Source organism: Vibrio sp. SCSIO 43155, from assembly GCF_023716605.1.
GTDB lineage: Bacteria > Pseudomonadota > Gammaproteobacteria > Enterobacterales > Vibrionaceae > Vibrio > Vibrio harveyi.
Map to the genome: position 1 here is coordinate 607,634 of NZ_CP071852.1, position 25,990 is coordinate 633,623.

26 protein-coding genes are annotated in these 25,990 nt (G+C 45.5%); 25 read left to right on the forward strand and 1 reads right to left on the reverse strand.

Translation table 11 applies throughout. The features are described 5' to 3' along the window. Positions 1–7 precede the first annotated feature (7 nt). The 6 genes from queA to J4N44_RS02825 all read left to right on the forward strand — a co-directional run bounded on the left by queA (position 8) and on the right by J4N44_RS02825 (position 6,569). Positions 8–1,060, forward strand: a complete 1,053-nt coding sequence (queA, locus tag J4N44_RS02800; protein ID WP_038898477.1) for a tRNA preQ1(34) S-adenosylmethionine ribosyltransferase-isomerase QueA — start codon at positions 8–10, stop codon at positions 1,058–1,060. A gap of 207 nt (positions 1,061–1,267) precedes the next feature. Beyond that, complete coding sequence (gene tgt, locus J4N44_RS02805; protein ID WP_009697666.1) at positions 1,268–2,404, forward strand: tRNA guanosine(34) transglycosylase Tgt; 1,137 nt, start codon at positions 1,268–1,270, stop codon at positions 2,402–2,404. 177 nt (positions 2,405–2,581) lie between these two features. Further along, on the forward strand, positions 2,582–2,911 hold the full coding sequence (gene yajC / locus J4N44_RS02810; protein ID WP_005424903.1) for a preprotein translocase subunit YajC: 330 nt from the start codon (positions 2,582–2,584) through the stop codon (positions 2,909–2,911). Between the two features lie 21 nt (positions 2,912–2,932). Continuing rightward, positions 2,933–4,789 (forward strand): protein translocase subunit SecD, encoded by a 1,857-nt coding sequence (secD, locus tag J4N44_RS02815; RefSeq protein WP_005447728.1) that lies wholly within the window; start codon positions 2,933–2,935, stop codon positions 4,787–4,789. 14 nt (positions 4,790–4,803) lie between these two features. Beyond that, a complete protein-coding gene (gene secF / locus J4N44_RS02820; protein WP_005447727.1) occupies positions 4,804–5,751 on the forward strand; it encodes a protein translocase subunit SecF in 948 nt (315 codons plus the stop codon). Positions 5,752–6,230: 479 nt separating this feature from the next. Beyond that, positions 6,231–6,569: a hypothetical protein gene (locus J4N44_RS02825; protein WP_033002896.1), complete on the forward strand. Its 339-nt coding sequence runs from the start codon at positions 6,231–6,233 to the stop codon at positions 6,567–6,569. A gap of 71 nt (positions 6,570–6,640) precedes the next feature. Here the strand turns inward: J4N44_RS02825 and suhB are convergent, their stop codons facing one another. Beyond that, positions 6,641–7,444: an inositol-1-monophosphatase gene (gene suhB, locus J4N44_RS02830; protein WP_252044827.1), complete on the reverse strand. Its 804-nt coding sequence runs from the start codon at positions 7,442–7,444 to the stop codon at positions 6,641–6,643. Between the two features lie 231 nt (positions 7,445–7,675). On the opposite strand from suhB, the gene trmJ reads away from it, so the two are divergent. The 19 genes from trmJ (at position 7,676) to J4N44_RS02925 (ending at position 25,848) form a co-directional block, all read left to right on the forward strand. Next, positions 7,676–8,395 carry a tRNA (cytosine(32)/uridine(32)-2'-O)-methyltransferase TrmJ gene (trmJ, locus tag J4N44_RS02835; protein WP_009697671.1) on the forward strand — a complete coding sequence of 240 codons (720 nt, stop codon included), beginning with the start codon at positions 7,676–7,678 and terminating at the stop codon, positions 8,393–8,395. 125 nt (positions 8,396–8,520) lie between these two features. Further along, positions 8,521–9,027 carry a Fe-S cluster assembly transcriptional regulator IscR gene (iscR, locus tag J4N44_RS02840; RefSeq protein WP_005381720.1) on the forward strand — a complete coding sequence of 169 codons (507 nt, stop codon included), beginning with the start codon at positions 8,521–8,523 and terminating at the stop codon, positions 9,025–9,027. A gap of 28 nt (positions 9,028–9,055) precedes the next feature. Next, entirely contained in the window at positions 9,056–10,270 is a 1,215-nt protein-coding gene (locus J4N44_RS02845) for an IscS subfamily cysteine desulfurase (RefSeq protein WP_050904176.1), read from the forward strand. 37 nt (positions 10,271–10,307) lie between these two features. After that, the gene (iscU, locus tag J4N44_RS02850) at positions 10,308–10,691 is read left to right on the forward strand and encodes a Fe-S cluster assembly scaffold IscU (RefSeq protein WP_005424883.1); all 384 of its coding nucleotides are present in this window, start codon (positions 10,308–10,310) and stop codon (positions 10,689–10,691) included. A 73-nt stretch (positions 10,692–10,764) separates the two neighbouring features. Then, positions 10,765–11,088: an iron-sulfur cluster assembly protein IscA gene (gene iscA, locus J4N44_RS02855; protein WP_005424893.1), complete on the forward strand. Its 324-nt coding sequence runs from the start codon at positions 10,765–10,767 to the stop codon at positions 11,086–11,088. Between the two features lie 55 nt (positions 11,089–11,143). Further along, on the forward strand, positions 11,144–11,659 hold the full coding sequence (gene hscB / locus J4N44_RS02860) for a co-chaperone HscB (protein WP_005447715.1): 516 nt from the start codon (positions 11,144–11,146) through the stop codon (positions 11,657–11,659). A 21-nt stretch (positions 11,660–11,680) separates the two neighbouring features. Beyond that, positions 11,681–13,534 carry a Fe-S protein assembly chaperone HscA gene (gene hscA, locus J4N44_RS02865; RefSeq protein WP_005447712.1) on the forward strand — a complete coding sequence of 618 codons (1,854 nt, stop codon included), beginning with the start codon at positions 11,681–11,683 and terminating at the stop codon, positions 13,532–13,534. 13 nt (positions 13,535–13,547) lie between these two features. Next, a complete protein-coding gene (gene fdx / locus J4N44_RS02870) occupies positions 13,548–13,886 on the forward strand; it encodes an ISC system 2Fe-2S type ferredoxin (protein WP_005424889.1) in 339 nt (112 codons plus the stop codon). Between the two features lie 44 nt (positions 13,887–13,930). Continuing rightward, positions 13,931–14,125: a Fe-S cluster assembly protein IscX gene (gene iscX, locus J4N44_RS02875; protein ID WP_005424887.1), complete on the forward strand. Its 195-nt coding sequence runs from the start codon at positions 13,931–13,933 to the stop codon at positions 14,123–14,125. Between the two features lie 172 nt (positions 14,126–14,297). After that, on the forward strand, positions 14,298–15,596 hold the full coding sequence (gene pepB, locus J4N44_RS02880; RefSeq protein ID WP_050940961.1) for an aminopeptidase PepB: 1,299 nt from the start codon (positions 14,298–14,300) through the stop codon (positions 15,594–15,596). Positions 15,597–15,696: 100 nt separating this feature from the next. Further along, complete coding sequence (ndk, locus tag J4N44_RS02885; protein ID WP_005440311.1) at positions 15,697–16,122, forward strand: nucleoside-diphosphate kinase; 426 nt, start codon at positions 15,697–15,699, stop codon at positions 16,120–16,122. Positions 16,123–16,332: 210 nt separating this feature from the next. Continuing rightward, entirely contained in the window at positions 16,333–17,460 is a 1,128-nt protein-coding gene (rlmN, locus tag J4N44_RS02890) for a dual-specificity RNA methyltransferase RlmN (protein WP_005447708.1), read from the forward strand. A gap of 419 nt (positions 17,461–17,879) precedes the next feature. Next, on the forward strand, positions 17,880–18,845 hold the full coding sequence (gene rodZ, locus J4N44_RS02895; protein WP_009697673.1) for a cytoskeleton protein RodZ: 966 nt from the start codon (positions 17,880–17,882) through the stop codon (positions 18,843–18,845). Between the two features lie 5 nt (positions 18,846–18,850). Continuing rightward, positions 18,851–19,969 (forward strand): flavodoxin-dependent (E)-4-hydroxy-3-methylbut-2-enyl-diphosphate synthase, encoded by a 1,119-nt coding sequence (gene ispG, locus J4N44_RS02900; protein WP_053050092.1) that lies wholly within the window; start codon positions 18,851–18,853, stop codon positions 19,967–19,969. A 55-nt stretch (positions 19,970–20,024) separates the two neighbouring features. Continuing rightward, a complete protein-coding gene (gene hisS, locus J4N44_RS02905) occupies positions 20,025–21,293 on the forward strand; it encodes a histidine--tRNA ligase (protein ID WP_005447704.1) in 1,269 nt (422 codons plus the stop codon). Between the two features lie 126 nt (positions 21,294–21,419). Continuing rightward, positions 21,420–22,034: a YfgM family protein gene (locus J4N44_RS02910; protein ID WP_252044828.1), complete on the forward strand. Its 615-nt coding sequence runs from the start codon at positions 21,420–21,422 to the stop codon at positions 22,032–22,034. A gap of 12 nt (positions 22,035–22,046) precedes the next feature. Next, a complete protein-coding gene (bamB, locus tag J4N44_RS02915) occupies positions 22,047–23,207 on the forward strand; it encodes an outer membrane protein assembly factor BamB (RefSeq protein ID WP_005447701.1) in 1,161 nt (386 codons plus the stop codon). A gap of 181 nt (positions 23,208–23,388) precedes the next feature. After that, the gene (gene der, locus J4N44_RS02920; protein WP_009697676.1) at positions 23,389–24,885 is read left to right on the forward strand and encodes a ribosome biogenesis GTPase Der; all 1,497 of its coding nucleotides are present in this window, start codon (positions 23,389–23,391) and stop codon (positions 24,883–24,885) included. A gap of 93 nt (positions 24,886–24,978) precedes the next feature. Beyond that, entirely contained in the window at positions 24,979–25,848 is an 870-nt protein-coding gene (locus J4N44_RS02925) for an alanyl-tRNA editing protein (protein ID WP_252044829.1), read from the forward strand. Positions 25,849–25,990: the final 142 nt, after the last annotated feature.

Below are 25,990 nucleotides of genomic sequence, written 5' to 3' on the forward strand. Positions count from 1 at the left end.
AAGTAACATGCAAGTATCAGATTTCCATTTCGACCTTCCAGATGAACTCATCGCTCGCTACCCTCAACCAGAGCGTACCGCTAGCCGACTGCTGCAAATGGACGGCAATACTGGTGAACTTATTGATGGCACGTTTACCGATGTGCTGGAGCAGGTTCAAGCCGGTGACCTAGTGGTTTTCAACAATACTCGCGTTATTCCTGCGCGTTTGTTTGGTCGTAAAGAATCAGGCGGTAAGCTAGAAGTGTTAGTGGAGCGCATGCTCGACGAGAAAAGCATTCTGGCACACGTTCGTTGTTCGAAATCGCCAAAACCAGGTACAACGATCTTTGTTGGTGAAAACGATGAATACTCAGCACAAATGGTCGCTCGTCATGATGCACTGTTTGAACTGAAATTTAATTCTGATAACACGGTACTAGAGATTCTGGAAGAAATTGGTCACATGCCACTTCCTCCATACATCGACCGTCCAGATGAAGACGCGGATAAAGAGCGTTACCAAACGGTTTATAACCAAAAGCCTGGTGCGGTTGCTGCGCCAACGGCGGGTCTTCACTTTGATGATGTTCTGCTTGAAAAAATTAAAGCGAAAGGCGCTGAGCTAGCATACGTTACTTTGCATGTGGGAGCGGGTACGTTCCAGCCAGTTAAAGTGGATGACATTAATGATCACCACATGCACGCAGAATACGTTGAAGTACCACAAGACGTAGTGGATGCGATTAACGCAACTAAGGCGCGCGGTGGTCGCATCATCGCTGTAGGTACAACGTCTGTTCGCTCACTAGAAAGTGCAGCGCAAGACGCGCTTAAGAAAGGCACAGAACTGGTTCCATTCTTTGGCGATACTGAAATCTTTATCTACCCTGGTTACGAGTACCAACTGGTGGATTGCTTGATCACCAACTTCCACTTACCTGAATCAACCCTGATCATGTTGGTAAGTGCGTTTGCAGGTTACGAGAACACCATGAATGCTTACAAGCACGCGGTGGAAAACAAATACCGTTTCTTCTCGTACGGTGATTCAATGTTTATTAAAAAGAAGACCGCATAATGTTTTGACCCCTCTCTAGCCCTCCTTTCAAAAAAGGGTGAGGCTAGGAGGGGGAGAAAGTTAACGATTTACGAGTGCTAGCAGTAAGCTAGGAAATAAAGTGGAATCTCTGCTTTGTCTCTCGCACGGAAAAGCGACCGCTCCTTAAAATAGGGTTTACCACCCTGGATAAATAGTCAGACTGTTTCTCTGACACACGGAGGCATCGTGAAATTAAAATTCGATCTTAAGAAGAAAAACGGCAATGCACGTCGTGGTCAATTGACCTTCGAACGTGGCACTGTTCAAACTCCTGCGTTCATGCCAGTAGGTACTTACGGTACCGTTAAAGGCATGACACCAGAAGAAGTGAAAGGTACTGGTGCAGAAATCCTGCTAGGTAACACTTTCCACCTATGGCTACGTCCTGGTCAAGAAGTGATGAAAATGCACGGTGACCTGCACGATTTCATGAACTGGCACGGTCCTATTCTTACCGATTCAGGCGGTTTCCAAGTATTCAGTCTAGGCAAAATGCGTAAGATCACTGAGAAAGGTGTTCACTTCCGTAGCCCTGTAAACGGTGACAAGATTTTCATGGACGCGGAAAAGTCGATGGAAATCCAAAAAGACCTAGGTTCTGACATCGTAATGATCTTCGACGAGTGTACGCCATACCCGGCGACACACAACGAAGCGAAAAAATCGATGGAAATGTCACTACGCTGGGCACAACGCTCACGTGATCACTTCAACAAACTAGAAAACCCGAACAACCTATTTGGTATCGTTCAAGGTGGTGTTTACGAAGATCTACGTGATGTGTCTATCAAAGGTCTGACAGAAATCGGCTTTGATGGTTACGCAGTTGGTGGTCTTGCAGTAGGCGAACCGAAAGAAGACATGCACCGTATTCTTGAGCACACATGTCCACAACTTCCAGAAGATAAGCCTCGTTACCTAATGGGTGTAGGTAAACCGGAAGATTTGGTTGAAGGTGTTCGTCGTGGTATCGACATGTTTGACTGTGTAATGCCAACGCGTAACGCGCGTAATGGTCACCTATTTGTGACTGGTGGTGTGATCAAGATCCGTAATGCGAAACATAAAACGGATACAACTCCGCTAGATCCGCATTGCGACTGTTACACTTGTCAGCACTACAGCAAATCGTACCTTCACCACCTAGAGCGTTGTAACGAAATCCTAGGTGCTCGTCTGAACACTATCCACAACCTACGCTACTACCAGCGTCTGATGGAAAGCATTCGTAAGGCGATTGATGAAGATCGTTTCGATGAGTTTGTTACTGAATTCTATGAGCGTCGTGGTCGTGAAGTGCCACCGCTTGCAAAAGAGCAGTAATTGACAGATTAAAAGAATTAAAGCCTTTGGCATGTTGCCAGAGGCTTTTGCTAATAAAGTAGGCTAACGTACGTTATTTTTGAGAAGGTGATCTCTATTACTTAATCTCAAACTTGAATCTAAATTACGAAAGCCCAACTTGTTGGATTATCAATAAAATATAATGAGGATGTTTTAATGTTTATTTCTCAAGCTCACGCAGCAGCAGAAGGCGCACCAGCAGGCGGCGGTTTTGAAATGCTAATCATGCTAGGCATGTTCGCGGTGATCTTCTACTTCATGATCTACCGTCCGCAATCTAAGCGTGTTAAAGAACACAAGAACCTAATGTCTTCTATGGGCAAAGGTGATGAAGTTCTAACAAGCGGCGGTCTAGTGGGTAAAATCACTAAGATTGCTGAAGACAACGATTTCATTTCAATTGAGCTAAATGCAAACAATGAAGTTGTAATCAAGAAAGACTTCGTAACTGCAGTGCTACCAAAAGGTACGCTGAAGTCTCTATAAAACAGCTAAAGGATCCTCGCTGTGCTAAACCGTTATCCATTATGGAAGTACTTGATGGTATTTTTTGCCATCATCACCGCTGCGTTGTACGCACTTCCAAATATCTACGGTGAAGATCCGGCTATTCAAGTTACAGGGGCGCGTGGCGCCTCTGTAGATATGTCAACGCTGGATGCTGTCACCAAAGCTCTTGATAAAGAGCATCTCTCTCATAAATCCATTGCTCTCGAGAATGGATCAATCCTTGTTCGTTTCAATGACACTGACACTCAAATCAGTGCCCGCGATATCATCAGCGAAGCGCTTGGCAAAGATAAAATTGTTGCACTAAACCTTGCTCCATCTACGCCAGATTGGCTAGAAGCAATCGGTGCGTCGCCACTTAAGCTAGGTCTTGACCTGCGCGGTGGTGTTCACTTCCTAATGGAAGTTGACATGGACGCGGCGATGGAGAAGTTGGTTGGTCAACAAGAAGAAGCTTTCCGTAGCGAACTTCGTGAAGCTAAGATCCGTTACCGTGCAATCCGTCCTTCTGGTACAGAAGGTGTGGAAGTACTGCTACGTAATGAGGAGCAGCTAGCGGAAGCGAAAGCAACGCTAGAAAAGAATCACCCAGACATGAACTTTGTCGACTCTGATTCTAATGGTCGTTACGCGTTGATTGCCACCTTTACCGAGCAACGTTTACAAGAGATACGTAACTACGCAGTTGAACAAAACATCACGATTCTTCGTAACCGTGTTAACGAACTGGGTGTTGCTGAACCATTGGTTCAACGTCAAGGTGCTAGCCGCATCGTAGTTGAGCTACCAGGTGTTCAAGACACAGCTCGTGCGAAGGAAATTCTAGGTGCTACTGCAACACTAGAGTTCCGCGAAGTTGACGATAAAGCTGACCTATCAGCGGCGGCAAATGGTCGCGCGCCAGCAGGTAGCGAAATCAAGATGGACCGTGATGGTCGCCCAGTTGTGCTTAAGAAGCGCGTTATTCTTGGTGGTCAAAGCATCACGGATGCAAGTTCAAGTGTTGATGAATACGGTCGCCCACAAGTTAACATCTCGCTAGACAGCGAAGGTGGCAACAAAATGTCCGCGTTCTCTAAGAAGAACATCGGTAAGCTAATGGCTACCGTGTTTGCAGAATACAAAGACAGTGGTCGTCGTACGCCTGAAGGCAAAGTTATCCTTGATAAGCATGAAGAAGTTATCAACCAAGCAACGATTCAATCGGCTCTTGGTCGTAACTTCCGTATCACGGGTATCGACTCTGCAGCAGAAGCGCACAACCTAGCACTTCTACTTCGTGCTGGTGCACTAATCGCACCGATCTCTATCGTTGAAGAACGTACCATTGGTCCATCAATGGGTCAGCAAAACATCGATATGGGTATCCAAGCATGTATCTGGGGTATGGTTGCGGTAATGCTGTTTACGCTGCTTTACTACCGTGGTTTTGGTCTGATTGCTAACATTGCATTGATGGCAAACTTGGTTCTTATCATTGGTGTAATGTCGATGATTCCAGGCGCTACCATGACGTTGCCAGGTATTGCCGGTATCGTCTTAACCGTCGGTATGGCGGTCGATGCGAACGTGCTGATATTCGAGCGTATCCGTGAAGAGCTTCGAGATGGACGCAGTCCTCAGCAAGCGATCCACCAAGGTTACGCAAACGCATTCAGTACCATTGCCGATGCGAACATCACAACGCTTATCACTGCAATCATTCTATTTGCAGTGGGTACAGGCGCAGTGAAGGGCTTCGCGGTAACACTATCTATCGGTATCTTAACTTCAATGTTCACCGCTATTGTGGGTACACGTTGTATCGTGAACCTGATTTACGGTGGCAAACGCGTTGATAAATTGTCGATCTAAGGCTGGGAATTAATATGTTTCAAATTCTAAAAGCAGAAAACACGATCGGCTTTATGCGTTGGTCGAAAGTCGCGTTCGTATTCTCCATCTTTATGATCGCTGCTTCTATCTTCACGCTATCAACCAAATGGTTGAACTGGGGTCTAGACTTTACTGGTGGTACGCTAATCGAGGTAGGTTTTGAACAACCTGCAAACCTTGAAGAAATTCGTGCAGCACTAGATTCAAAAGGCTTCGGCGATGCGACAGTTCAAAACTTCGGTAGTGCTCGTGAAGTGATGGTTCGTCTTCGTCCACGTGACGACGTTTCAGGTGAAACGCTAGGCAACCAAATCATTGGTGCGATCAAAGAAGGTACTGGCGAAAGCGTAGAAATGCGTCGTATTGAATTCGTAGGTCCAAACGTTGGTGATGAGCTAACAGAAGCGGGCGGTCTGGCGATCCTTGTATCGCTAATCTGTATCCTGATCTACGTATCGATGCGATTTGAATGGCGTCTAGCGGCTGGTGCGGTAATGGCACTGGCACACGATATCATCATCACGCTGGGTGTATTCTCATTCCTACAAATCGAAGTTGACCTTACCATCGTAGCGGCGCTACTAACGGTAGTCGGTTACTCGCTCAATGATACCATTGTTGTATTCGACCGGATTCGTGAAAACTTCCGTAAGATGCGTAAGGGTGAACCTTCGGACATCATGGACGCTTCAATTACTCAAACATTGAGCCGTACTTTGATTACGTCTGGTACGACGTTGTTCGTGGTAATTGCACTGTTTATGCAAGGTGGTGCGATGATTCACGGCTTTGCAACAGCGCTATTACTAGGTATCACTGTTGGTACTTACTCTTCTATCTACGTAGCATCAGCGCTAGCGCTAAAACTGGGCATTCAGAAAGAGCACTTGATGCCACCTCAAGTAGAAAAAGAAGGTGCAGAGTTCGACGAGATGCCATAAGGCAGATTGAGAACCGAAAACAAAAACCGCTGAGCAGTCAGCGGTTTTTTTATGCTTGATAGATTTGATTGTTTCACTTTTCTTTGAAGTATTTCCAGCTTGAATTGTAGTTTTTTGATTGAGTTGAATATCGGAAGTATGTTCAACAATTTCGGGGGGAAATAATGTCAAGGCAAGCTGAAATAAAAGTACAGTTACTGAAGTTTGTAGAGATTTCTTACAAACACTATAAAGGCGTTACCACCAAGCTAGTTACTGGGCAGGTAAATGTCCGAGAGCTTTTAGAGCAGTGCGAGTGGAGGCTTTGTAAGTACAGATTTAAGCCGAGTAAAATTGATCAAGCGCTCCGTGAAGCTTGGGTTTAGTTGATTATGCTAAATAGAATTCTACCTATTCCGGTTTTACTCAGTGTTTCAGGGCCCTGCATAGCAAGCCCACTCCACGATACTTACCTTGATATACGCAATAATTTATACAAGATGCAGTATATCGAGGTGGTAGAAGCTATGGCAGGACCAAACCTATCGATTGAAGAGCTAAATAGTATTAAATCTCACCCAATAAAATTTGGTCATCAATTTCCATTTTTATCATCCATCCCATCAAGTTTGGTTACGGAGCTGTCTTACTTTGAAGCATACAGTGAGGATGGAGGCGTTGGGTGTCTTTCCGTTAACGGATTTGGAGATGTATACCAGCCAGTCACGGTTTCGTTGCAGTTTCTAATGAAGGAACAAGTATGGAAGGTTAAGCACGTAAAAATAGACCATTTACCTGACTACGACCGTTTCTATAAACAGGCAGATTGTTCGATATAAAAAAGCCCCGCTCAATGAGCGGGGCTATTCAAAAGTCATCAGCGTGACGGGCTTAGTATGACTTCAGAATCTTACTTAAGGATCGCGCTGTTGCCGTTTTCGCGAACGTGCTTAAGGATAGATTTCACGCCACGAGCACTAGAAGCAACAATGTTACCAGACTTCATGTAGTCAGTACCGCCAGCGAAGTCAGTTAGGATTGCGCCAGCTTCACGAGCGATAAGCTCACCTGCAGCCATCTGCCAAGGTTTTAGACCTAGCTCAAAGTAACCATCTACACGACCAGTTGCCACATAACATAGGTCAAGAGCAGAACAACCGCTACGACGGAAGTCAGCACACTCAGTGAATAGAGAACCTACGATCTTGATGTAAGACTCAGAGTGTTGCTTCTGTTTGAATGGGAAACCAGTCGCAAGAACAGTACCGTGTAGGTCTTTAAGTTGAGTAACACGGATACGAGCGTTGTTTAGCTGAGCGCCAGCACCGCGTTGTGCAGTGAATAGCTCGTTTTGCATTGGATCGTATACACAAGCCACTTCAGTTTTACCTTTGAAGCGAACCGCGATAGATACTGCGAAAGTTGGGTAACCTTTTACAAAGTTATTAGTGCCATCCATTGGGTCGATGATCCATTGTACGTCTTTATCTTTACCTTCGATAAGACCAGCTTCTTCAGCAACGATGCAGTGCTCTGGGTAAGAGTGCTTGATAGTATCGATGATGATAGCTTCTGCTTCTTTGTCTACATTAGTAACAAAGTCATTAGTGCCTTTTAGCGTAGATTCAATTTTATCTGTGTTTTCTAATGATTTAGCAATGTGATTGCCTGCCTTTCGCGCAGCGCGAATAGCAATGTTTAGCATTGGATGCATACGAATTTCCCAACGGATGTTAAAGAACAATTTAAAGCGGCGGCGAGTATACCAGAGTCAAACGAAAAGGGAAGTGGTTATTTTTTGTGCGCAAGCAAAACGAGTTGTGATAGCTATGTCGATAGAGAAGAAAACAATTGATGAGAATGCGAATAGAAGCCCGCTTCACTCTAGGGTGTATTAGAAAATTATGATAATATCCCTCGGTTTTAATTCAGGTAGCAAACACAGATGTTGGATCAAGTAAAAATCGTACTCGTCGGAACTTCTCATTCAGGCAACATTGGCTCGGCAGCTCGAGCAATGAAAGTCATGGGTTTAAGCCAACTAGTATTGGTTGATCCGCAATGTGAAGTCGATGATCAAACCCTTGCGCTTGCTGCTGGTGCTGGTGATATTGCTCAAAATGCCACTGTAGTAAGTACGCTTGAAGAAGCCATTGAAGATTGTGGTCTTGTTGTGGGTTCAAGTGCTCGCTCACGTACACTTGAATGGCCAATGCTTGAGCCACGTGAGTGTGGAGAAAAGTTTGCAGTTGAAGGGCAAAAGCACCCAGTCGCATTGGTCTTTGGTCGAGAAAGAACCGGTCTAACGAATGATGAACTGCAAAAGTGTCACTATCATGTTTGCATTCCTGCTAACCCTGAATACAGTTCGCTTAACTTAGCGATGGCCGTCCAAACATTGAGCTATGAAGTTCGCGTTGCACACCTCAACCTAGAGCAAAGCCAATACGCCCCAAGTGAACCTGAAGAGTATCCACGTCATAAAGAGCTAGAAATGTTCTTTGAGCACCTTGAAAAGGTGATGGTTGATACCCAATTTATCAACAAAGAACAGCCGGGTCAGGTGATGAACAAGCTGCGTCGTTTGTACTCACGTGCACGACCAGAGGCGCAAGAGTTGAATATTCTGCGCGGTGTTTTGACGGCGATCGAAAAGAAACTCTGAACAAATAATAACCACTTTAGGTGTAGGGATGAATACCTGACTAAAATAGTCAAATAAATACTTGACCGTTTTGGTCGGGTATGGAAAAATCCTAATCATTACAAACCATGTGGATACGGTGTGGTATGAAACTTACATCTAAAGGAAGATATGCGGTGACAGCCATGCTGGATGTGGCACTGCATTCGCAACAAAACCCAGTACCTCTTGCAGATATCTCAGAGCGTCAAGGGATCTCGCTCTCATACTTAGAGCAGCTTTTTTCAAAATTGCGTAAAGCAGGTCTTGTAGCCAGCGTTCGTGGTCCTGGTGGTGGTTACCGACTTGGAGCAGACGCGCACAGCATTGCCATTGGCACTGTGATTGCCGCGGTTGATGAGTCAGTAGACGCAACCAAATGCCAAGGCAAAGGCGATTGCCAGGGTGGCACTCGTTGCTTAACTCACACCCTATGGCGTGACCTGAGCTCTCGTATTAGTGACTTCTTGAATAACATTACGCTCGGTGAGCTAATGACAGACAATGAAGTTTTAGAAATTTCTGATCGTCAGGACATTGATCTGGCGGTAACTCATGGGCTTTCAAACAAAAATACAACCGCCGCGCCCATCGGTGTAAACGTCCGCTCTTAGCGGTCAGCATTTTACATTGGAGTAGAGAATGAAACTGCCGATTTATCTTGATTATTCCGCTACATGTCCAGTAGATCCTCGTGTTGCTGAAAAAATGATTCAGTACATGACAATGGATGGCACATTTGGCAACCCAGCTTCGCGTTCGCACCGTTACGGCTGGCAGGCAGAAGAAGCTGTAGATACTGCTCGTGAGCAAATTGCTGACCTTCTAAATGCAGATCCTCGCGAAATCGTATTCACATCTGGTGCGACAGAGTCTGACAACCTTGCTATCAAAGGTGCAGCACATTTTTACTCTAAGAAGGGTAAACACGTAATCACTTGTAAAACAGAGCATAAAGCGGTTCTTGACCCATGTCGTCAACTAGAACGCGAAGGCTTTGAAGTGACTTACCTAGAGCCAGAATCAAACGGTCTGATCGATCTAAACAAACTTCAAGCAGCGATGCGAGAAGACACTGTTTTGGTATCAATCATGCATGTTAACAACGAGATTGGTGTAATCCAAGACATCGCTGCAATCGGCGAACTATGTCGTGAACGTAAGATTGTGTTCCACGTGGATGCGGCACAGTCTGCGGGCAAACTGCCAATCGATGTTCAAGAATTGAAAGTTGACCTAATTTCACTGTCTGCGCACAAAGTATACGGTCCTAAAGGCATTGGCGCACTTTACGTACGTCGTAAGCCTCGTATCCGTCTGGAAGCGCAAATGCACGGTGGTGGTCATGAGCGTGGTTTCCGTTCGGGTACACTTCCAACTCACCAAATCGTGGGTATGGGTGAAGCGTTCCGTGTAGCGAAGGAAGACATGCAAAAAGATTACGATCACGCGCTAGCACTTCGTAACCGTCTTCTAGATGGCGTTAAAGATCTAGAAGCAGTAACGGTGAACGGTGATCTTGAACAGCGTGTTCCACACAACCTAAACGTGAGCTTTGCATTCGTAGAAGGTGAATCTCTACTGATGTCACTGAAAGACCTAGCAGTATCTTCTGGTAGTGCTTGTACATCAGCGAGCCTAGAGCCATCTTACGTTCTTCGTGCACTTGGTCTAGACGACGAATTGGCGCACAGCTCAGTACGTTTCTCATTTGGTCGTTTCACGACTGAAGCAGAAATTGATTACGCAATTGAACAAATCCGCGTTGCAGTGACTAAGCTACGCGACATGTCTCCTCTATGGGATATGTACAAGGAAGGGGTTGATCTGAGCACTGTTGAATGGGCTCACCATTAATCTCACGGACTGAATAGAGGATTCGAGGTAATTTATCATGGCATACAGCGAAAAAGTAATTGATCACTACGAGAACCCACGTAACGTTGGTTCGTTCGATAAAGAAGACCCATCAGTAGGCAGCGGCATGGTTGGCGCACCAGCTTGTGGTGACGTAATGAAGCTTCAAATCAAAGTGACGCCAGAAGGCATCATTGAAGACGCGAAATTCAAAACATACGGTTGTGGTAGTGCAATCGCTTCAAGCTCACTAGTAACTGAGTGGGTAAAAGGCAAGTCTATCGACGAAGCGGCATCTATCAAAAACTCTGAGATTGCAGAAGAGCTAGAGCTTCCACCAGTGAAAGTTCACTGCTCAATCCTTGCGGAAGACGCAATCAAAGCAGCGGTTGCTGACTACAAGAAAAAACACCAGGAATAATTATTCCGTATATAATGGGAGCCCTTGAAATGCTCCCATTCCAAAACGTAATTTAGACAGACTAAGGTGCAGTATGGCCATCACAATGACAGAATCAGCGGCAAGTCGCGTAAAAGCATTCCTAGATAACCGAGGTAAAGGTATCGGTTTGCGTCTTGGAGTGAAGACGACAGGCTGTTCCGGCATGGCTTACGTTCTTGAGTTTGTTGATGATCTAAACGAAGAAGATGAAGTTTTTGAACTGTCGGATGTAAAGATCATCATTGATAAGAAAAGCCTAGTATACCTAGACGGTACTGAGCTGGATTACGTTAAGGAAGGGTTGAATGAAGGTTTTGAATTCAACAACCCTAACGCGAAAAGTGAATGTGGTTGTGGTGAAAGCTTCAACGTCTAATTGACTGTCCTTCTGGGCAAGCGAGTCCAGAAGGCTTTACTAGGACCCGATCTTAATGAATCACTTTGAATTATTTGGGCTACCAAGTCAGTTTCAGCTGGATGGTAGCCTTCTTTCTTCTCAGTTCCGAGAACTACAAAAACGCTTCCACCCAGACAACTTTGCGACTGCCTCAGAGCGTGATCGCTTGATGGCTGTTCAAAAAGCAGCGCAAATCAACGATGCGTATCAAATACTTAAGCATCCAATCTCTCGCGCTGAATACATATTGGCAGAAAACGGCACAGAAATTCGTGGTGAGCAACAAACCATGCAAGACCCGATGTTCCTAATGGAACAAATGGAACTGCGTGAAGAACTGGAAGACATTGCTGACAGCTCTGATCCTGAATCAGCGCTTTTTGACTTCGACTCTAAGGTCAGCAAAATGTACAAACAGCATTTGGCGAGTGTAGAACAAGAACTTGACCAAGGTCTTTGGGCGGAAGCTGCAGACCGAGTTCGTAAACTCAAATTCATTGCCAAGCTAAAGAACGAAATTGAACTGGTTGAAGACAAGCTCCTCGGCTAGTTAGCGCGACAAGGACCCATCATGGCATTACTTCAAATCGCAGAACCGGGCCAAAGCTCGGCACCTCATGAGCACAAGTTAGCAGCGGGTATCGACTTAGGTACTACCAACTCTTTGGTTGCGTCTGTTCGCAGCGGTGACGCAAACACACTGACAGACGATCAAGGTCGTAGCATTTTGCCTTCTGTGGTGAACTACGCACAGGACTCGGCTTTAGTTGGTTACGAGGCAAAAGCAAAAGCAGAGCAAGAACCAGAAAACACCATTATTTCGGTAAAACGTCTGATTGGTCGTTCACTAAAAGACATTCAAGCTCGCTACCCATCTTTGCCTTACCAATTTAAAGAAAGCGACAACGGTCTGCCTATTTTGCAAACTGCACAAGGTGACAAGAACCCGATTGAAGTGTCTGCCGATATTCTTAAAGCACTAGGAAAACGTGCAGAAGAGACACTCGGCGGCGAGTTAGCTGGCGTGGTTATTACTGTTCCTGCTTACTTTGATGATGCTCAACGTGCTGGTACAAAAGATGCGGCGAAATTGGCGGGGCTTCATGTGCTACGTCTGCTTAACGAGCCGACAGCTGCAGCGATCGCTTACGGCCTAGACTCTGGTCAAGAGGGCGTGATTGCGGTTTACGATCTAGGTGGCGGTACGTTCGATATCTCCATCCTACGTTTGTCAAAAGGCGTATTTGAAGTATTAGCAACAGGTGGTGATTCTGCGCTAGGTGGTGATGATTTTGACCACCTATTAGCGGATTACCTAATGGAGCAAGCTGGTCTAGAAGCGCCGCTTTCTGCTGAGAAAAACCGTGCACTACTGAACATTGCAACAGCAACTAAGATTGCTTTCTCTGAGCAAGACAGTGTTGATGTTGATGTATTTGGTTGGAAAGGTTCTGTGACTCGCGAGCAGTTCGAAGATCTGATTCGTCCGCTAGTGAAGAAAACCCTGATGTCTTGCCGTCGTGCATTGAAAGATGCGGATGTGGATGCGGAAGACGTACTTGAAGCGGTTATGGTTGGCGGTTCAACTCGCACATTGCTTGTTCGTGAAATGGTAGGCGAATTCTTCGGTCGTACACCACTGACAAGCATTAACCCAGATGAAGTTGTTGCAATCGGCGCGGGTATTCAAGCAGATATCCTAGCGGGTAACAAACCTGACTCTGAGATGCTGCTTCTGGACGTTATTCCTTTATCTCTTGGTATTGAAACCATGGGCGGCTTGGTTGAGAAAATCATTCCACGTAACACCACTATTCCTGTGGCTCGTGCGCAAGAGTTTACGACGTTCAAAGATGGTCAAACGGCAATGAGCGTGCACACCGTACAAGGTGAACGAGAAATGGTGGATGACTGTCGTTCACTGGCTCGTTTCTCATTAAAAGGCATTCCACCGATGGCGGCTGGGGCTGCACACATTCGCGTGACGTACCAAGTGGACGCTGATGGTCTGTTGTCTGTTACTGCGATGGAAAAGAGCACGGGTGTTCAGGCTGAAATCCAAGTGAAACCTTCTTACGGTTTAAGCGATGACGAAGTCGCAAACATGCTGCGTGACTCGATGACTTACGCGAAAGAAGACATGCAAGCTCGTGCACTGGCTGAGCAGCGCGTAGAAGCGGATCGTGTGATTGAAGGTTTGATTGCTGCGATGCAAGCTGATGGTGATGAACTACTATCAGACCAAGAGAAACAAGACCTATTAAAAGTGATTGAAGCGCTGATTGAACTGCGCAACGGCGAAGATGCGGACGCTATCGAGCAAGGCATCAAAGACACCGACAAAGCAAGCCAAGATTTTGCGTCGCGCCGTATGGATAAATCGATTCGAGCTGCACTGTCAGGTCAGTCAGTTAATGATATATAAGAGATAAGTAGTTATGCCTAAGATTATTGTATTACCGCACGAAGATTTGTGCCCAGAAGGTGCAGTGTTGGAAGCAAACACTGGTGACACTGTTCTAGATGTTGCACTAAAAAACGGTATCGGTATTGAACATGCATGTGAAAAATCATGTGCATGTACAACTTGCCACGTGATCATTCGTGAAGGTTTTGACTCGTTAGAAGAGAGTGAAGAGCTAGAAGATGACATGCTAGATAAAGCATGGGGTCTTGAGCCTGAATCTCGCCTTGGTTGCCAAGCAAAAGTAGCGGATGAAGATTTGGTTGTTGAAATTCCAAAATACACGCTAAACCACGCGTCGGAAGATCACTAATACTATCTCCCCAACATAGGGGCGAAGCAAAAGGAAGATGAGCAATGAAATGGACAGATTCTCGCGATATCGCGATTGAGCTTTGTGACAAGTTTCCCGACTTAGATCCTAAAACCGTACGTTTTACCGATCTTCACCAATGGATCATGGAGTTGGATGAGTTTGACGATGAGCCAAACCATTGTAATGAAAAGATTCTAGAAGCGGTTATCTTGTGCTGGATGGACGAAGCAGACTAATGCTCAATTCGGCGGTAAAACGCAGCAGAGTTAACAATTCTCACTAAAAAAAGCGGACCTTTAGGTCCGTTTTTTTATCAAGTTGACATTTTTACCCTACATAATGCTAACATCCGTTAGTTATTAAAAAAGAAGAGGCGTAGGCAACGCCGTTATAAGACAAGGAGAAACCATGTCTACACAGATGTCTGTATTTCTTAGCCAAGAACCAGCGGCACCACATTGGGGCGACAAAGCACTGCTTTCTTTCGCTGAGAATGGCGCAACCATTCACCTAGGTGAAGGTCACGATCTTGGTGCGATTCAACGTGCAGCGCGTCAACTCGATGGCCAAGGAATTCGTTCAGTTTTACTTGCTGGTGATAACTGGGATTTGGAGAGCGTTTGGGCATTCCACCAAGGTTACCGCAACCCGAAAAAACACGGCACACTAGAATGGGGTGAGCTTTCTGAGCAAGATCAAGCAGAGCTTCACGCTCGCATCACTTCTACGGACTTTACTCGCGATATCATCAACAAAACTGCAGAAGAAGTGGCGCCACGTCAATTGGCAACCATGGCAGCTGAATTCATCAAATCTATCGCGCCACAAGGTACAGTAACGGCTCGTATCGTTAAAGATAAAGATCTGCTTTCTGAAGGTTGGGAAGGTATTTATGCCGTAGGTCGTGGCTCTGAGCGCACATCGGCAATGCTGCAACTTGATTACAACCCAACAGGCGATGAAAACGCACCAGTCTTTGCATGTCTAGTAGGTAAAGGCATCACCTTTGATTCAGGTGGTTACAGCTTGAAGCCATCAAACTTCATGACAGCAATGAAAGCGGATATGGGCGGTTCAGGTACGATTACTGGCGGTCTTGGTCTTGCTATTCTTCGTGGTCTTAATAAGCGTGTAAAGCTTATCCTTTGTTGTGCGGAGAACATGGTCTCTGGTCGCGCACTTAAACTGGGCGACATCATCACTTACAAAAATGGTAAGACCGTTGAGATCATGAATACCGACGCAGAAGGTCGTTTGGTTCTTGCTGATGGTCTTATTTACGCAAGTGAGCAAAACCCTGAACTGATCATTGACTGTGCGACCCTAACGGGCGCAGCGAAGAATGCACTAGGGAACGATTACCATGCATTAATGAGCTTTGATGATGAGCTTTCTCATCAAGCGCTAACGGCGGCAAACCAAGAGAAAGAAGGTCTGTGGCCACTGCCTCTTGCTGATTTTCACCGTGGCATGCTGCCGTCAAACTTTGCTGACCTATCTAACATCAGTTCTGGCGATTACTCACCTGGCGCAAGTACAGCGGCAGCATTCTTGTCTTACTTCGTTGAGGATTACAAGAAAGGTTGGTTGCACTTTGACTGTGCAGGCACGTACCGTAAGTCAGCGTCTGATAAGTGGGCTGCAGGCGCAACAGGCATGGGTGTTCGCACACTTGCTCGTTTCTTGAACGAACAAGCGGCAAAATAAGACTTTTACCAGTGCAGACACCCCGTCTGTACTGGTATAACTAAGAGAGACGCAAGTCACTCATATAAAACTATTATTACAAGTACAAAAAGGAAACTTTATGGCTCTAGAAAGAACGTTTTCAATTGTTAAGCCCGACGCTGTAGAACGCAACCTGATTGGTGAAATCTACCACCGTATCGAAAAGGCGGGTCTACGTATCGTTGCTGCAAAAATGGTTCATCTGACAGAAGAACAGGCGAGCGGTTTTTACGCAGAACATGAAGGCAAACCTTTTTTCCCTGCACTGAAAGAGTTCATGACATCTGGTCCTATCATGGTTCAGGTTCTTGAAGGTGAAGATGCAATCGCACGCTACCGTGAGCTAATGGGCAAAACAAACCCAGAAGAAGCAGCATGTGGCACTATCCGTGCCGATTACGCACTAAGCATGCGCCATAACTCTGTTCATGGTTCGGATAGCCCTGAGTCAGCAGCTCGTGAAATCGAGTACTTCTTCCCAGAGTCAGAGATTTGCCCTCGCTAATCTTGTACTAATTTGCTTCCTAAGCCTCGGATCTTTCCGGGGCTTTTTCTTATCTGTTACTTAGAAAGAATGAATGATAATAATTGGCTAAAATTTAATCATTAATATTTTAATGCCTTAGCGAAGTCGGGGTCTTACAGCCCTTGTTGTAGCTGCATAAAGGCTGTACAATTCGCGCCCTTATTCTTGTTTCAGTCATTGAGAGGCAACATGACCACTGAAAAAATCAATCTACTCGACTTTGATCGCAAGGGCATGCGTCAATTTTTCGCGGAAGAGCTAGGCGAAAAAGCGTTCCGTGCTGATCAGGTTATGAAGTGGATCTACCATTTCGGTGTTGATGACTTCGATAACATGACGAACATCAACAAGAAACTACGTGAAAAACTGCAGTACAAGTGTGAAATCAAAGCACCAACGGTAGCAGAGGCTCAACATTCTTCAGACGGCACAATTAAGTGGGCGATGAAGGTGGGTGACCAAGACGTAGAAACGGTCTACATCCCAGAAGATGACCGCGCAACATTATGTGTGTCTTCTCAGGTTGGTTGTGCGCTGGAGTGTAAGTTCTGTTCAACCGCTCAACAAGGTTTCAACCGTAACCTAAAAGTATCTGAAATCATTGGTCAGGTATGGCGTGCTGCACGTGAAATCGGCTTACAGAAAGAAACGGGTCGCCGTCCAATCACTAACGTAGTGATGATGGGGATGGGTGAGCCACTTCTTAACATGAAGAACCTTATCCCTGCGCTTGAAATCATGCTTGATGATCTTGGTTTCGGTCTTTCTAAGCGTCGAGTTACCGTATCAACGTCAGGTGTTGTTTCTGGTCTTGATCAGATGACCGGTAAAATTGATGTAGCATTGGCGATTTCTCTTCATGCACCAAACGACAAGCTACGTAGTGAAATCATGCCGATCAACGACCGTTGGGATATCCAAGATTTTCTCGCGTCTGTTCGCCGTTACATCGCGTCTTCAAATGCTAACCGCGGTAAAGTTACGGTAGAGTACGTGTTGCTTGATCATGTGAACGATGACATGGACCACGCACGTGAGTTGGCAGAGCTGATGAAAGATACGCCATGCAAGATCAACCTGATTCCATTTAACCCGTACCCAGGTTCACCTTACAAGAAACCAAGTAACTCACGTATTGACCGTTTCCAAAAAACATTGATGCAATATGACCACACCGTAACGGTTCGTAAAACACGTGGTGATGATATTGATGCTGCGTGTGGTCAGTTAGTCGGTGATGTTATTGACCGTACGAAACGTACCGCAGCTTTAAAAGCAGCACGTGGTGCTGAAACTATCGATGTAAAAGCGGTTTAAGACGCCAAGAATAAAGAAATAGCCAGAGCCTTATGCTCTGGCTATTTTGTTTATTACAAGTGGATTGTCATTTGATGCTGACAGACTGAACGGTGCTAATTTTACTTTGCTGTGTCAATTTTTGGACAAAAGCTTGAGCTATCTGTTAATTTGAGAGCAAAGAGTTTTTGTCTTCGTTAAACATTCGCTTATCATGGTGAGTGAAATATAACTACGACATTGACTATTCTCAGTATTTTTTCCAATACGCTTTGCTGAACCATTGCAAGACGAGCATTCTTACTCTGACTACTGAGAATTTCTAAAAGATTATTTTTGGTTAACGCGTTTAGGCTAGCTATCTTTAAGTGAGGCTTAATTAGAACAAAAACGAAAATAAATAACTGCGTTAGCCACCAAACAGATTAAATACCGCCATTATGACAGAACACGAAAAGACTAATGAAGTGCCGCTTTCTATGGAAGCAGGCACAATACTAAAAAACAAACGCGAATCTCTAGGCATGACTCAGAAGCACGTTGCTGATCGCCTTAGACTTCGCGTTTCTGTTATTGAAGACATTGAAAACAATCGATTTGAAGAACAACAGGTCACGACATTCACGCGTGGCTATTTGCGTTCGTATGCAAAGCTTGTTGGTCTTGATGAAAAGATTGTTTTGGCAGCTTTAGAGCAAACATCTGAAGTTCATGTGAAGCCGCAAGAAACAGAGATGCAAAGCTTCTCTCGTAAAACCAAGCACGAGAAACACAACAGCCGAATTATGTTGCTGACTTGGGCCATCGCGATCGTGATTACCGGTATCTCCGCGGCATGGTGGTGGCAAAACCAACAAGAGAATAGCCTTACACAGTTGAGTTCTGAAACGGCAGAAACAGAACATGTTGCCAATGATGCTGATATCGATCAGATGAGCGCAGATGAGCTAATCGCAAGCACTCCAGCTGAAATTGCTCCTGTATCTGCTGCGCCAGCGGTTGTTTCTGAAGCTGATACGACAATGAGTGCGACTGATGAGGGGATGGCTGAGTCAACAGTAACTCCGACAGCTGAAGCTGTTGAGGAAACCGCTCAAGAGCCTGTTGCGGTTATCGAAGATGCTCAAGCGGCAGAAGAGCCAGTAACTCCAGTTATTCCAGAAGGCATGACGTTACTGACTATGAAATTTAAAGCTGATTGCTGGATTCAAGTTAAAGACGCAAACGGCAAAACACTGGTAAGTGGTACTCGCAAACCGGGTCAAGATGTAGAACTTGCCGGAAAAGCACCGTTTAAAGTGATATTAGGCGCACCTGAAGGCGTAACAATGACATTTGCAAGTGAACCTGTCGACCTTTCTGGGTATACTTCAGGCAAAGTAGCTAGATTCACTTTACCGTTATAAATATTATGCAACACGAATCTCCAATTATTCGTCGTAAATCGACGCGTATTTATGTGGGTGATGTGCCAATTGGTGATGGTGCACCAATTGCTGTACAGTCAATGACAAACACTCGCACGACTGATGTGGAAGCCACAGTCGCACAAATCCGAGCATTAGAAAAAGTGGGTGCAGACATTGTACGTGTTTCTGTTCCTACCATGGATGCGGCGGAAGCCTTTAAGCTTATCAAACAGCAAGTGTCAGTGCCGCTCGTTGCGGACATCCACTTCGACTACCGTATTGCACTGAAAGTGGCAGAGTACGGTGTTGACTGTTTGCGCATTAACCCAGGTAACATTGGCAACGAAGAGCGTATTCGTTCGGTTGTTGATTGTGCCCGTGACAAAAACATCCCAATCCGTATTGGCGTTAACGGTGGCTCTTTAGAAAAAGATCTGCAGATGAAATACGGTGAGCCAACGCCAGAAGCATTGGTGGAATCGGCGATGCGTCATGTGGAGCATCTAGACCGCCTTAACTTTGACCAGTTCAAAGTTAGTGTGAAAGCGTCGGATGTATTCCTAGCGGTGGATTCATACCGCCTATTGGCAAAGCAGATTGACCAGCCACTACACCTCGGTATCACCGAAGCTGGTGGTGCAAGAGCTGGTGCTGTGAAGTCATCGGTTGGTCTTGGTATGCTTTTAGCTGAAGGCATCGGTGATACGCTACGTATCTCGTTGGCGGCAGATCCGGTAGAAGAGATCAAAGTTGGCTTTGATATTCTTAAGTCTCTGCGTATTCGCTCACGTGGTATCAACTTTATTGCCTGCCCAAGCTGCTCACGTCAGGAATTCGACGTGATTAACACAGTAAACGCATTGGAAGAGCGCCTAGAAGACATCATCACACCTATGGATGTGTCTATCATCGGCTGTGTCGTAAACGGCCCAGGTGAAGCTGAGGTTTCACACCTAGGTCTGGCAGGCAGCAACAAGAAGAGCGCATTCTACGAAGACGGCAAACGTCAGAAAGAGCGTTTTGACAACGATGATCTAGTGAATCAGCTAGAAGCGAAAATCCGTGCGAAAGCATCTGTATTAGATCAAGCTAACCGCATCGATATCAAACAAGAAGATTAATCTCATAGCTTGAGCACACTAAGTGTGCTCGGGTTACTAAGCGACGGTAATAATTGTGGCAAAGAAAATCCAAGCAATCCGAGGCATGAACGATTGCCTTCCAACTCAGTCTCCGCTGTGGCAAAAACTTGAAAACGCAGTAAAAAGTACTGTGAGCGCATACGGCTATAACGAAGTGCGCATGCCAATCGTTGAAGAAACAAACCTATTCAGCCGTGCGGTTGGTGAAGAGACTGATGTCGTTTCAAAAGAAATGTACACTTTTGATGATCGTAACGGAGACAGCCTAACACTTCGCCCTGAAGGTACGGCGGGTTGTGTGCGTGCATGTATTCAAAACAGTCTGATCAACCGTGACGAACAGCGTCTGTGGTACATGGGACCTATGTTCCGCCATGAGCGTCCGCAGAAAGGTCGTTACCGTCAATTCCACCAGTGTGGTGTTGAGGTGTTCGGTCTAAATGGTCCAGACGTTGATGCTGAGCTTATCATGATGACTGCACGTCTATGGCGTGAGCTGGGTATCAATGAGCATGTTCGTCTTGAGCTTAACTCTATCGGTTCTCAAGAAGATCGCGCAGACTACCGCACGGCACTGGTTGCATTCCTTGAGCAACATATCGATGTGCTAGACGAAGATTGTAAGCGTCGCATGCACACGAACCCACTGCGAGTTCTGGATACGAAGAACCCTGATGTTCAGGCTATTTTAGGTGATGCACCTCGCCTTTCTGAGTACTTAGGTGAAGAATCTAAAGCACACTTCGCAGGTCTATGTGAACTTTTAGACGCTGCAGGTATCGAATACACAGTTAACGAGCGTCTAGTTCGTGGTCTGGATTACTACAACCGCACGGTATTTGAATGGATCACTGAGAGCCTAGGTGCTCAAGGTACAGTATGTGGCGGTGGTCGTTACGATGGTCTTGTAGAACAATTGGGTGGCAGTGCAACACCAGCCGTCGGCTTTGCTATGGGTCTAGAGCGCCTTGTACTGATGCTAGAAACGCTAGAGCTAACAGACGTTCGTCGCAGTGTAGATGTTTACGTTGTGACAGCAGGCGAAGGCACAATGATGGTTGGTATGAAGCTAGCAGAACAGCTTCGTGAAGCTATTCCAGGCGTTCGTGTGATGAGTCACTTCGGTGGTGGTAACTTCAAGAAACAGTTTAAGCGCGCAGATAAAGTCGGTGCTGTAGTAGCATTGGTTCTGGGCGAAAACGAAGTTGCAGAAAACACCGTAGTACTAAAAGACTTGGTGGGTGGTGAGCAAGAGACTTACAACCAAACAGAAGTTGCTGAGAAGATCGCAGCACTGATTTAAGTCTTTTAATAAGCTAAAGATTAAAATCCTAATTCGTAATAGTAAGGCTCCCAAGATAGGAGCCTTTCGACGAAATAGGAACAATGGCAGCCTCGCTGTCATTTACATGTTTTAAGAGGACAGGAAGTGGAACTTTACGATACTGAAGAACAACAAGTTGAAGCCATTAAAGACTGGTGGAAGGAAAACGGCAAAGCCGTCATCATCGGTGCGGTTGTTGGTTTAGGTGGTCTATTTGGCTGGCGTTACTACCAGGATTCTGTGATTCAGGCGAGTGAAGCAGCTTCTCAAAGCTACACAACAGTAATGAACGCCCTGCAAACCAAAGGTGCAGACGCACAAGCAGATATTCAAGCGTTCATCGACTCAAACAAAGTTAAAGAATACTCAGTACTTGCTGCGCTTCAGCTAGCAAAAGTACAAGTAGATGCCAAAGATCTTTCAGCTGCACTTGAGCAACTTAAATGGGCTAAAAGCAACACTAAAGATGCCGCGCTAACTCCACTTATCAGCTACCGTATTGCGCGTATTGAAGCAGAAATGGGCAACTTTGACGCTGCAAATGCAGAACTAGGCAAAGTAACTGACGCTGCATGGACGGGTCGTATTGCAGAACTTCGTGGTGATATCGCTCTTCGTCAAGGTGACAAAGAGGCAGCATACACGGCATACACTGAAGCTCAACAAGCTGCAGATGCTAGCCCTGCACTACAAATGAAATTGGACGACCTGGCGAAATAAGGACCGCATTGGATGAAAAGAGTCTTTAAGAAAGCCTTGTTAGGGGCATTAACAGTGGGAATTCTGGCTGGTTGTGCTGGCGAGGAAGATACCATTGTCATGGCTCCATTACCTCAGGTAGACAGTCAGTTTACGCCAAGTGCGGAATGGTCAACGTCGATTGGTGATGGCGTAGGTCATTATTTCTCGAAGCTGTCTCCTGTTGTTGCTAACGACACATTGTTTGTTGCAAGTCGTGATGGTCTAGTCAAAGCATTAGATCCAGAAAACGGTAAGCTCAAATGGCAAACTGATCTAGAAGAAGATGTGATTGCACGCCTTTCTGGTGGTATCACAGCTGCGTATGAACACCTTTACATTGGTTCTGAAAATGGTGAAGTGATTGCACTTGACCAAGAAACCGGTGACATCATCTGGCGTATCGAAGTAGGTGGTGAGGTGTTAGCGAAACCCGTCGCTGACTCTGGTTTGATCATTGTAAATACTAGCCGAGGCACTTTGATTGCTTTGGATGAAAGTACTGGTGAGCAACGCTGGGCGCTGAGCACAGAAGTTCCAAACCTAACGCTGCGTGGCGATAGCACGCCAACGGCTATTGGTGGTGGTGTATTCTGGGGGACAGCAAACGGTCGACTAGCTGCGGCAATTGTTGAACGTGGTCAATTGATCTGGCAACAACCAGTAGGTACTCCAAAAGGTGCTACGGAAATCGATCGTCTTGTAGACGTTGATTCTTCACCGATTGTACTGGGCGGCACTCTTTTCACTGTTGGTTACAACGGTCAACTTATTGCAATCGACTTACGTTCTGCAAATCCAATTTGGAAGCGTAACTACTCGTCAGCAACTGATATTGCTACAGACGGTAGCCGTATCTTCGTGATCACAGAAAAAGATCACGTAGTTGCAGTAGATGCACGCAGCGGTACAGAGCTTTGGGAAAACAGCAAGTTGGAATACCGCCAGCTTACTGCTCCAGTGATTGTTGATAACTATCTAGTGGTAGGCGACACATTAGGTTACCTACACTGGATGGATCGTTCGACTGGCGAATTCGTTGCACAACAATATGTCGATGACAGTGGTTTTGCTGTTGGTCCGACACTATTGTCTGATGGTTACGTGATTACAACTCGCAATGGCGATGTAAAGAAACTAACCATCAACGAATAATATCGTGATATAATTCACATTCGGCTCCTGGCTGGTAACAGTTAGGAGCCGTTTTGTTGTTTGAAATTTTTATTTATTAACCGTTATTCCTGACGTGGTTATAGGTAAAAAGCTGGTTTGATTTGGCATCAAGCAAGTCGTTACCTATAACTACAGAAGAAAGATTATTGTAGAGGTTGTTATGGTACCTGTTGTTGCTCTTGTGGGGCGTCCGAACGTAGGTAAATCTACACTATTTAACCGATTGACACGTACGCGTGATGCGTTGGTTGCGGACTTCCCTGGCCTAACGCGAGACCGTAAATATGGCCAAGCTCGCCTTGGCGAAGAACATGAATTCATCGTTATTGATACCGGCGGTATTGATGGCACGGAAGAAGGTGTAGAAACAAAGATGGCGGAACAATCGTTAGCAGCGATTGATGAAGCTGACGTAGTGCTATTCCTTGTTGACGGTCGTGCTGGATTAACACCATCTGATGAAGCGATTGCCGCGCATCTGCGTAAAATCGAAAAACCAGCAATGCTGGTAGTAAACAAGATCGATGGTATTGATGCTGATGCTGCTTGTGCCGATTTCTGGCAACTTGGTGTTGATGACATGTACCAAATCGCTGCGGCACACGGTCGTGGTGTGACAGCATTGTTGGAACGAGCGTTAGCGCCATTTTTCGATGATCTTCTAGCAAGCGAATCTGAAGAAGGTGAGATTGAAGATCTGACTGAATTCGAAGATGAAGAGCTAGCGATTGAAGATTACACCGAAGAAGATGCTGAAGCAGAGTTCAAACGTTTGCAAGACCAGCCAATCAAATTGGCAATCATTGGTCGTCCTAATGTTGGTAAATCAACACTAACAAACCGTATTCTTGGTGAAGAGCGCGTAGTGGTATACGACATGCCAGGCACCACTCGTGACTCTATCTATATCCCAATGGAACGTGATGGTCGTGAATACGTGTTGATCGATACTGCAGGCGTACGTCGTCGTGGTCGTATCAACGAAACAGTAGAGAAGTTCTCTGTTGTTAAAACACTGAAAGCCGTAGAAGACGCAAACGTGGTTCTATTGGTTATCGACGCGCGCGAAAACATTTCTGATCAAGACTTGAGTCTACTTGGCTTTGCATTGAACGCAGGTCGTTCAATCGTACTAGCCGTGAACAAGTGGGATGGTCTAGATAACGAAGTGAAAGAGAACGTGAAGAAAGAACTCGACCGCCGTTTAGGTTTCGTTGATTTTGCACGTATTCACTTTATCTCTGCGCTTCACGGTACAGGCGTTGGTCACTTGTTCGAATCGATTCAAGAAGCGTACAAGTCAGCAACGACACGTGTCGGTACTTCTGTTCTAACTCGTATCATGAAGATGGCAACAGACGATCACCAACCGCCAATGGTTCGTGGTCGCCGTATCAAACTGAAATATGCGCACGCGGGTGGTTACAACCCACCAATCGTAGTTATTCACGGTAATATGGTTCGCGATCTACCAGATTCGTACAAGCGTTACTTGATGAACTACTTCCGCAAGTCTCTGGAAATCATGGGTACACCAATCCGTATTAACTTCCAGAACAGCGATAACCCGTACGAGAACCGTACAAACAAGCTAACGCTGTCTCAAGAACGTAAGCGCAAGCGTATGATGTCTGCGGTGAAAAACCGCAACAAGTAATCGCTAAGATTTTCTGAATACCCAAGTTTCGACTTGGGTATTTTTTTATAAGCAGATTTTTGCTCGAACCAATGCATTAGAAGTATGACTAACATGACGATCACAGCTACCAAAACTCGCTTCTGTCATCAAACTTGGCAACTGGAAGCACCAGTACAACTTTCTCACTCAACTGAAGAAGTCACTTACGTTGTTACTGAGGAGACCCCTTTTCATCCTGTCAGCCACATTTGGCCAGATCATCCCGCTGACAAAGGCACACTAACTATTAAGGGCATGAGCTTTGAAGTGGTCGATTGCCAAGTTGGTGCGGTAGAACTTGCGAGTGGAAAGTTGTTCGTCGGTACTGAAATTCCGGTAAAACGTGATACGGAAGGGTGGGTGTTTGTTGTGGTACATGTGTTGCCACGTACAGAAGCTATTGCCGTTGGTGATGCTGCATTACTAGAAGTAGATAAGGAATACCAACTGTCACTGAGTCGTGGTCATAGTGCTGGGCACATCGCATACCTTGCACTCAACAAGGTACTTGCACAAAACTATTGGCGTAAAGATGCAGATCGTAAAGACCCACATGGTAATTATGACTTCAACAGCTATGCCCAAGAGACTAGCTTTGTTACCCCAGATAAATGTCTGGATACCTATCGTTTAGGTAAAACACTCCGTAAAAGGGGGTTAAACAGTGCAGATATGCTGTCTGACCTAAAAAGCATCGAACAACAGGTGAATGTTCTGTTGAGAGATTGGCTAAAAAGGTACGTTGCGATCACCATCGATTGCCATGGTGAACACCTTACCGATTCACGTTACTGGCAGTGTGATTTAGGCGAAGGTGAAATCGCTGTCATCCCTTGTGGGGGAACGCATGCGAGCCATTTGAATGACTTTGGTTCCATCCAAGTAACACTGGTGGAGATAGACTCACAAACCATCGAAATGCACACCGATGTAATTCGCTAATTTAGCTTTTTGATCTTTTTATTATATTCTGTTTGTGTGTTTATTTGTTCGGAAGTGTAGTTTTAAATTCTGTTTTAAATTGAGATGCAGAATATGTAACTTATGCTTTCGGTATGTGGTTATATAAATATTCTTTTAAGGG

Coding starts and splice junctions, on each gene's coding strand:
- queA (WP_038898477.1), top strand. CDS start 8: ATGCAAGTATCAGATTTCCATTTCGACCTTCCAGATGAACTCATCGCT.
- yajC (WP_005424903.1), top strand. CDS start 2,582: ATGTTTATTTCTCAAGCTCACGCAGCAGCAGAAGGCGCACCAGCAGGC.
- secF (WP_005447727.1), top strand. CDS start 4,804: ATGTTTCAAATTCTAAAAGCAGAAAACACGATCGGCTTTATGCGTTGG.
- J4N44_RS02825 (WP_033002896.1), top strand. CDS start 6,231: ATGCAGTATATCGAGGTGGTAGAAGCTATGGCAGGACCAAACCTATCG.
- suhB (WP_252044827.1), bottom strand. CDS start 7,444: ATGCATCCAATGCTAAACATTGCTATTCGCGCTGCGCGAAAGGCAGGC.
- trmJ (WP_009697671.1), top strand. CDS start 7,676: ATGTTGGATCAAGTAAAAATCGTACTCGTCGGAACTTCTCATTCAGGC.
- iscR (WP_005381720.1), top strand. CDS start 8,521: ATGAAACTTACATCTAAAGGAAGATATGCGGTGACAGCCATGCTGGAT.
- J4N44_RS02845 (WP_050904176.1), top strand. CDS start 9,056: ATGAAACTGCCGATTTATCTTGATTATTCCGCTACATGTCCAGTAGAT.
- iscU (WP_005424883.1), top strand. CDS start 10,308: ATGGCATACAGCGAAAAAGTAATTGATCACTACGAGAACCCACGTAAC.
- iscA (WP_005424893.1), top strand. CDS start 10,765: ATGGCCATCACAATGACAGAATCAGCGGCAAGTCGCGTAAAAGCATTC.
- hscB (WP_005447715.1), top strand. CDS start 11,144: ATGAATCACTTTGAATTATTTGGGCTACCAAGTCAGTTTCAGCTGGAT.
- hscA (WP_005447712.1), top strand. CDS start 11,681: ATGGCATTACTTCAAATCGCAGAACCGGGCCAAAGCTCGGCACCTCAT.
- fdx (WP_005424889.1), top strand. CDS start 13,548: ATGCCTAAGATTATTGTATTACCGCACGAAGATTTGTGCCCAGAAGGT.
- iscX (WP_005424887.1), top strand. CDS start 13,931: ATGAAATGGACAGATTCTCGCGATATCGCGATTGAGCTTTGTGACAAG.
- pepB (WP_050940961.1), top strand. CDS start 14,298: ATGTCTACACAGATGTCTGTATTTCTTAGCCAAGAACCAGCGGCACCA.
- ndk (WP_005440311.1), top strand. CDS start 15,697: ATGGCTCTAGAAAGAACGTTTTCAATTGTTAAGCCCGACGCTGTAGAA.
- rlmN (WP_005447708.1), top strand. CDS start 16,333: ATGACCACTGAAAAAATCAATCTACTCGACTTTGATCGCAAGGGCATG.
- rodZ (WP_009697673.1), top strand. CDS start 17,880: ATGACAGAACACGAAAAGACTAATGAAGTGCCGCTTTCTATGGAAGCA.
- ispG (WP_053050092.1), top strand. CDS start 18,851: ATGCAACACGAATCTCCAATTATTCGTCGTAAATCGACGCGTATTTAT.
- bamB (WP_005447701.1), top strand. CDS start 22,047: ATGAAAAGAGTCTTTAAGAAAGCCTTGTTAGGGGCATTAACAGTGGGA.
- der (WP_009697676.1), top strand. CDS start 23,389: ATGGTACCTGTTGTTGCTCTTGTGGGGCGTCCGAACGTAGGTAAATCT.
- J4N44_RS02925 (WP_252044829.1), top strand. CDS start 24,979: ATGACGATCACAGCTACCAAAACTCGCTTCTGTCATCAAACTTGGCAA.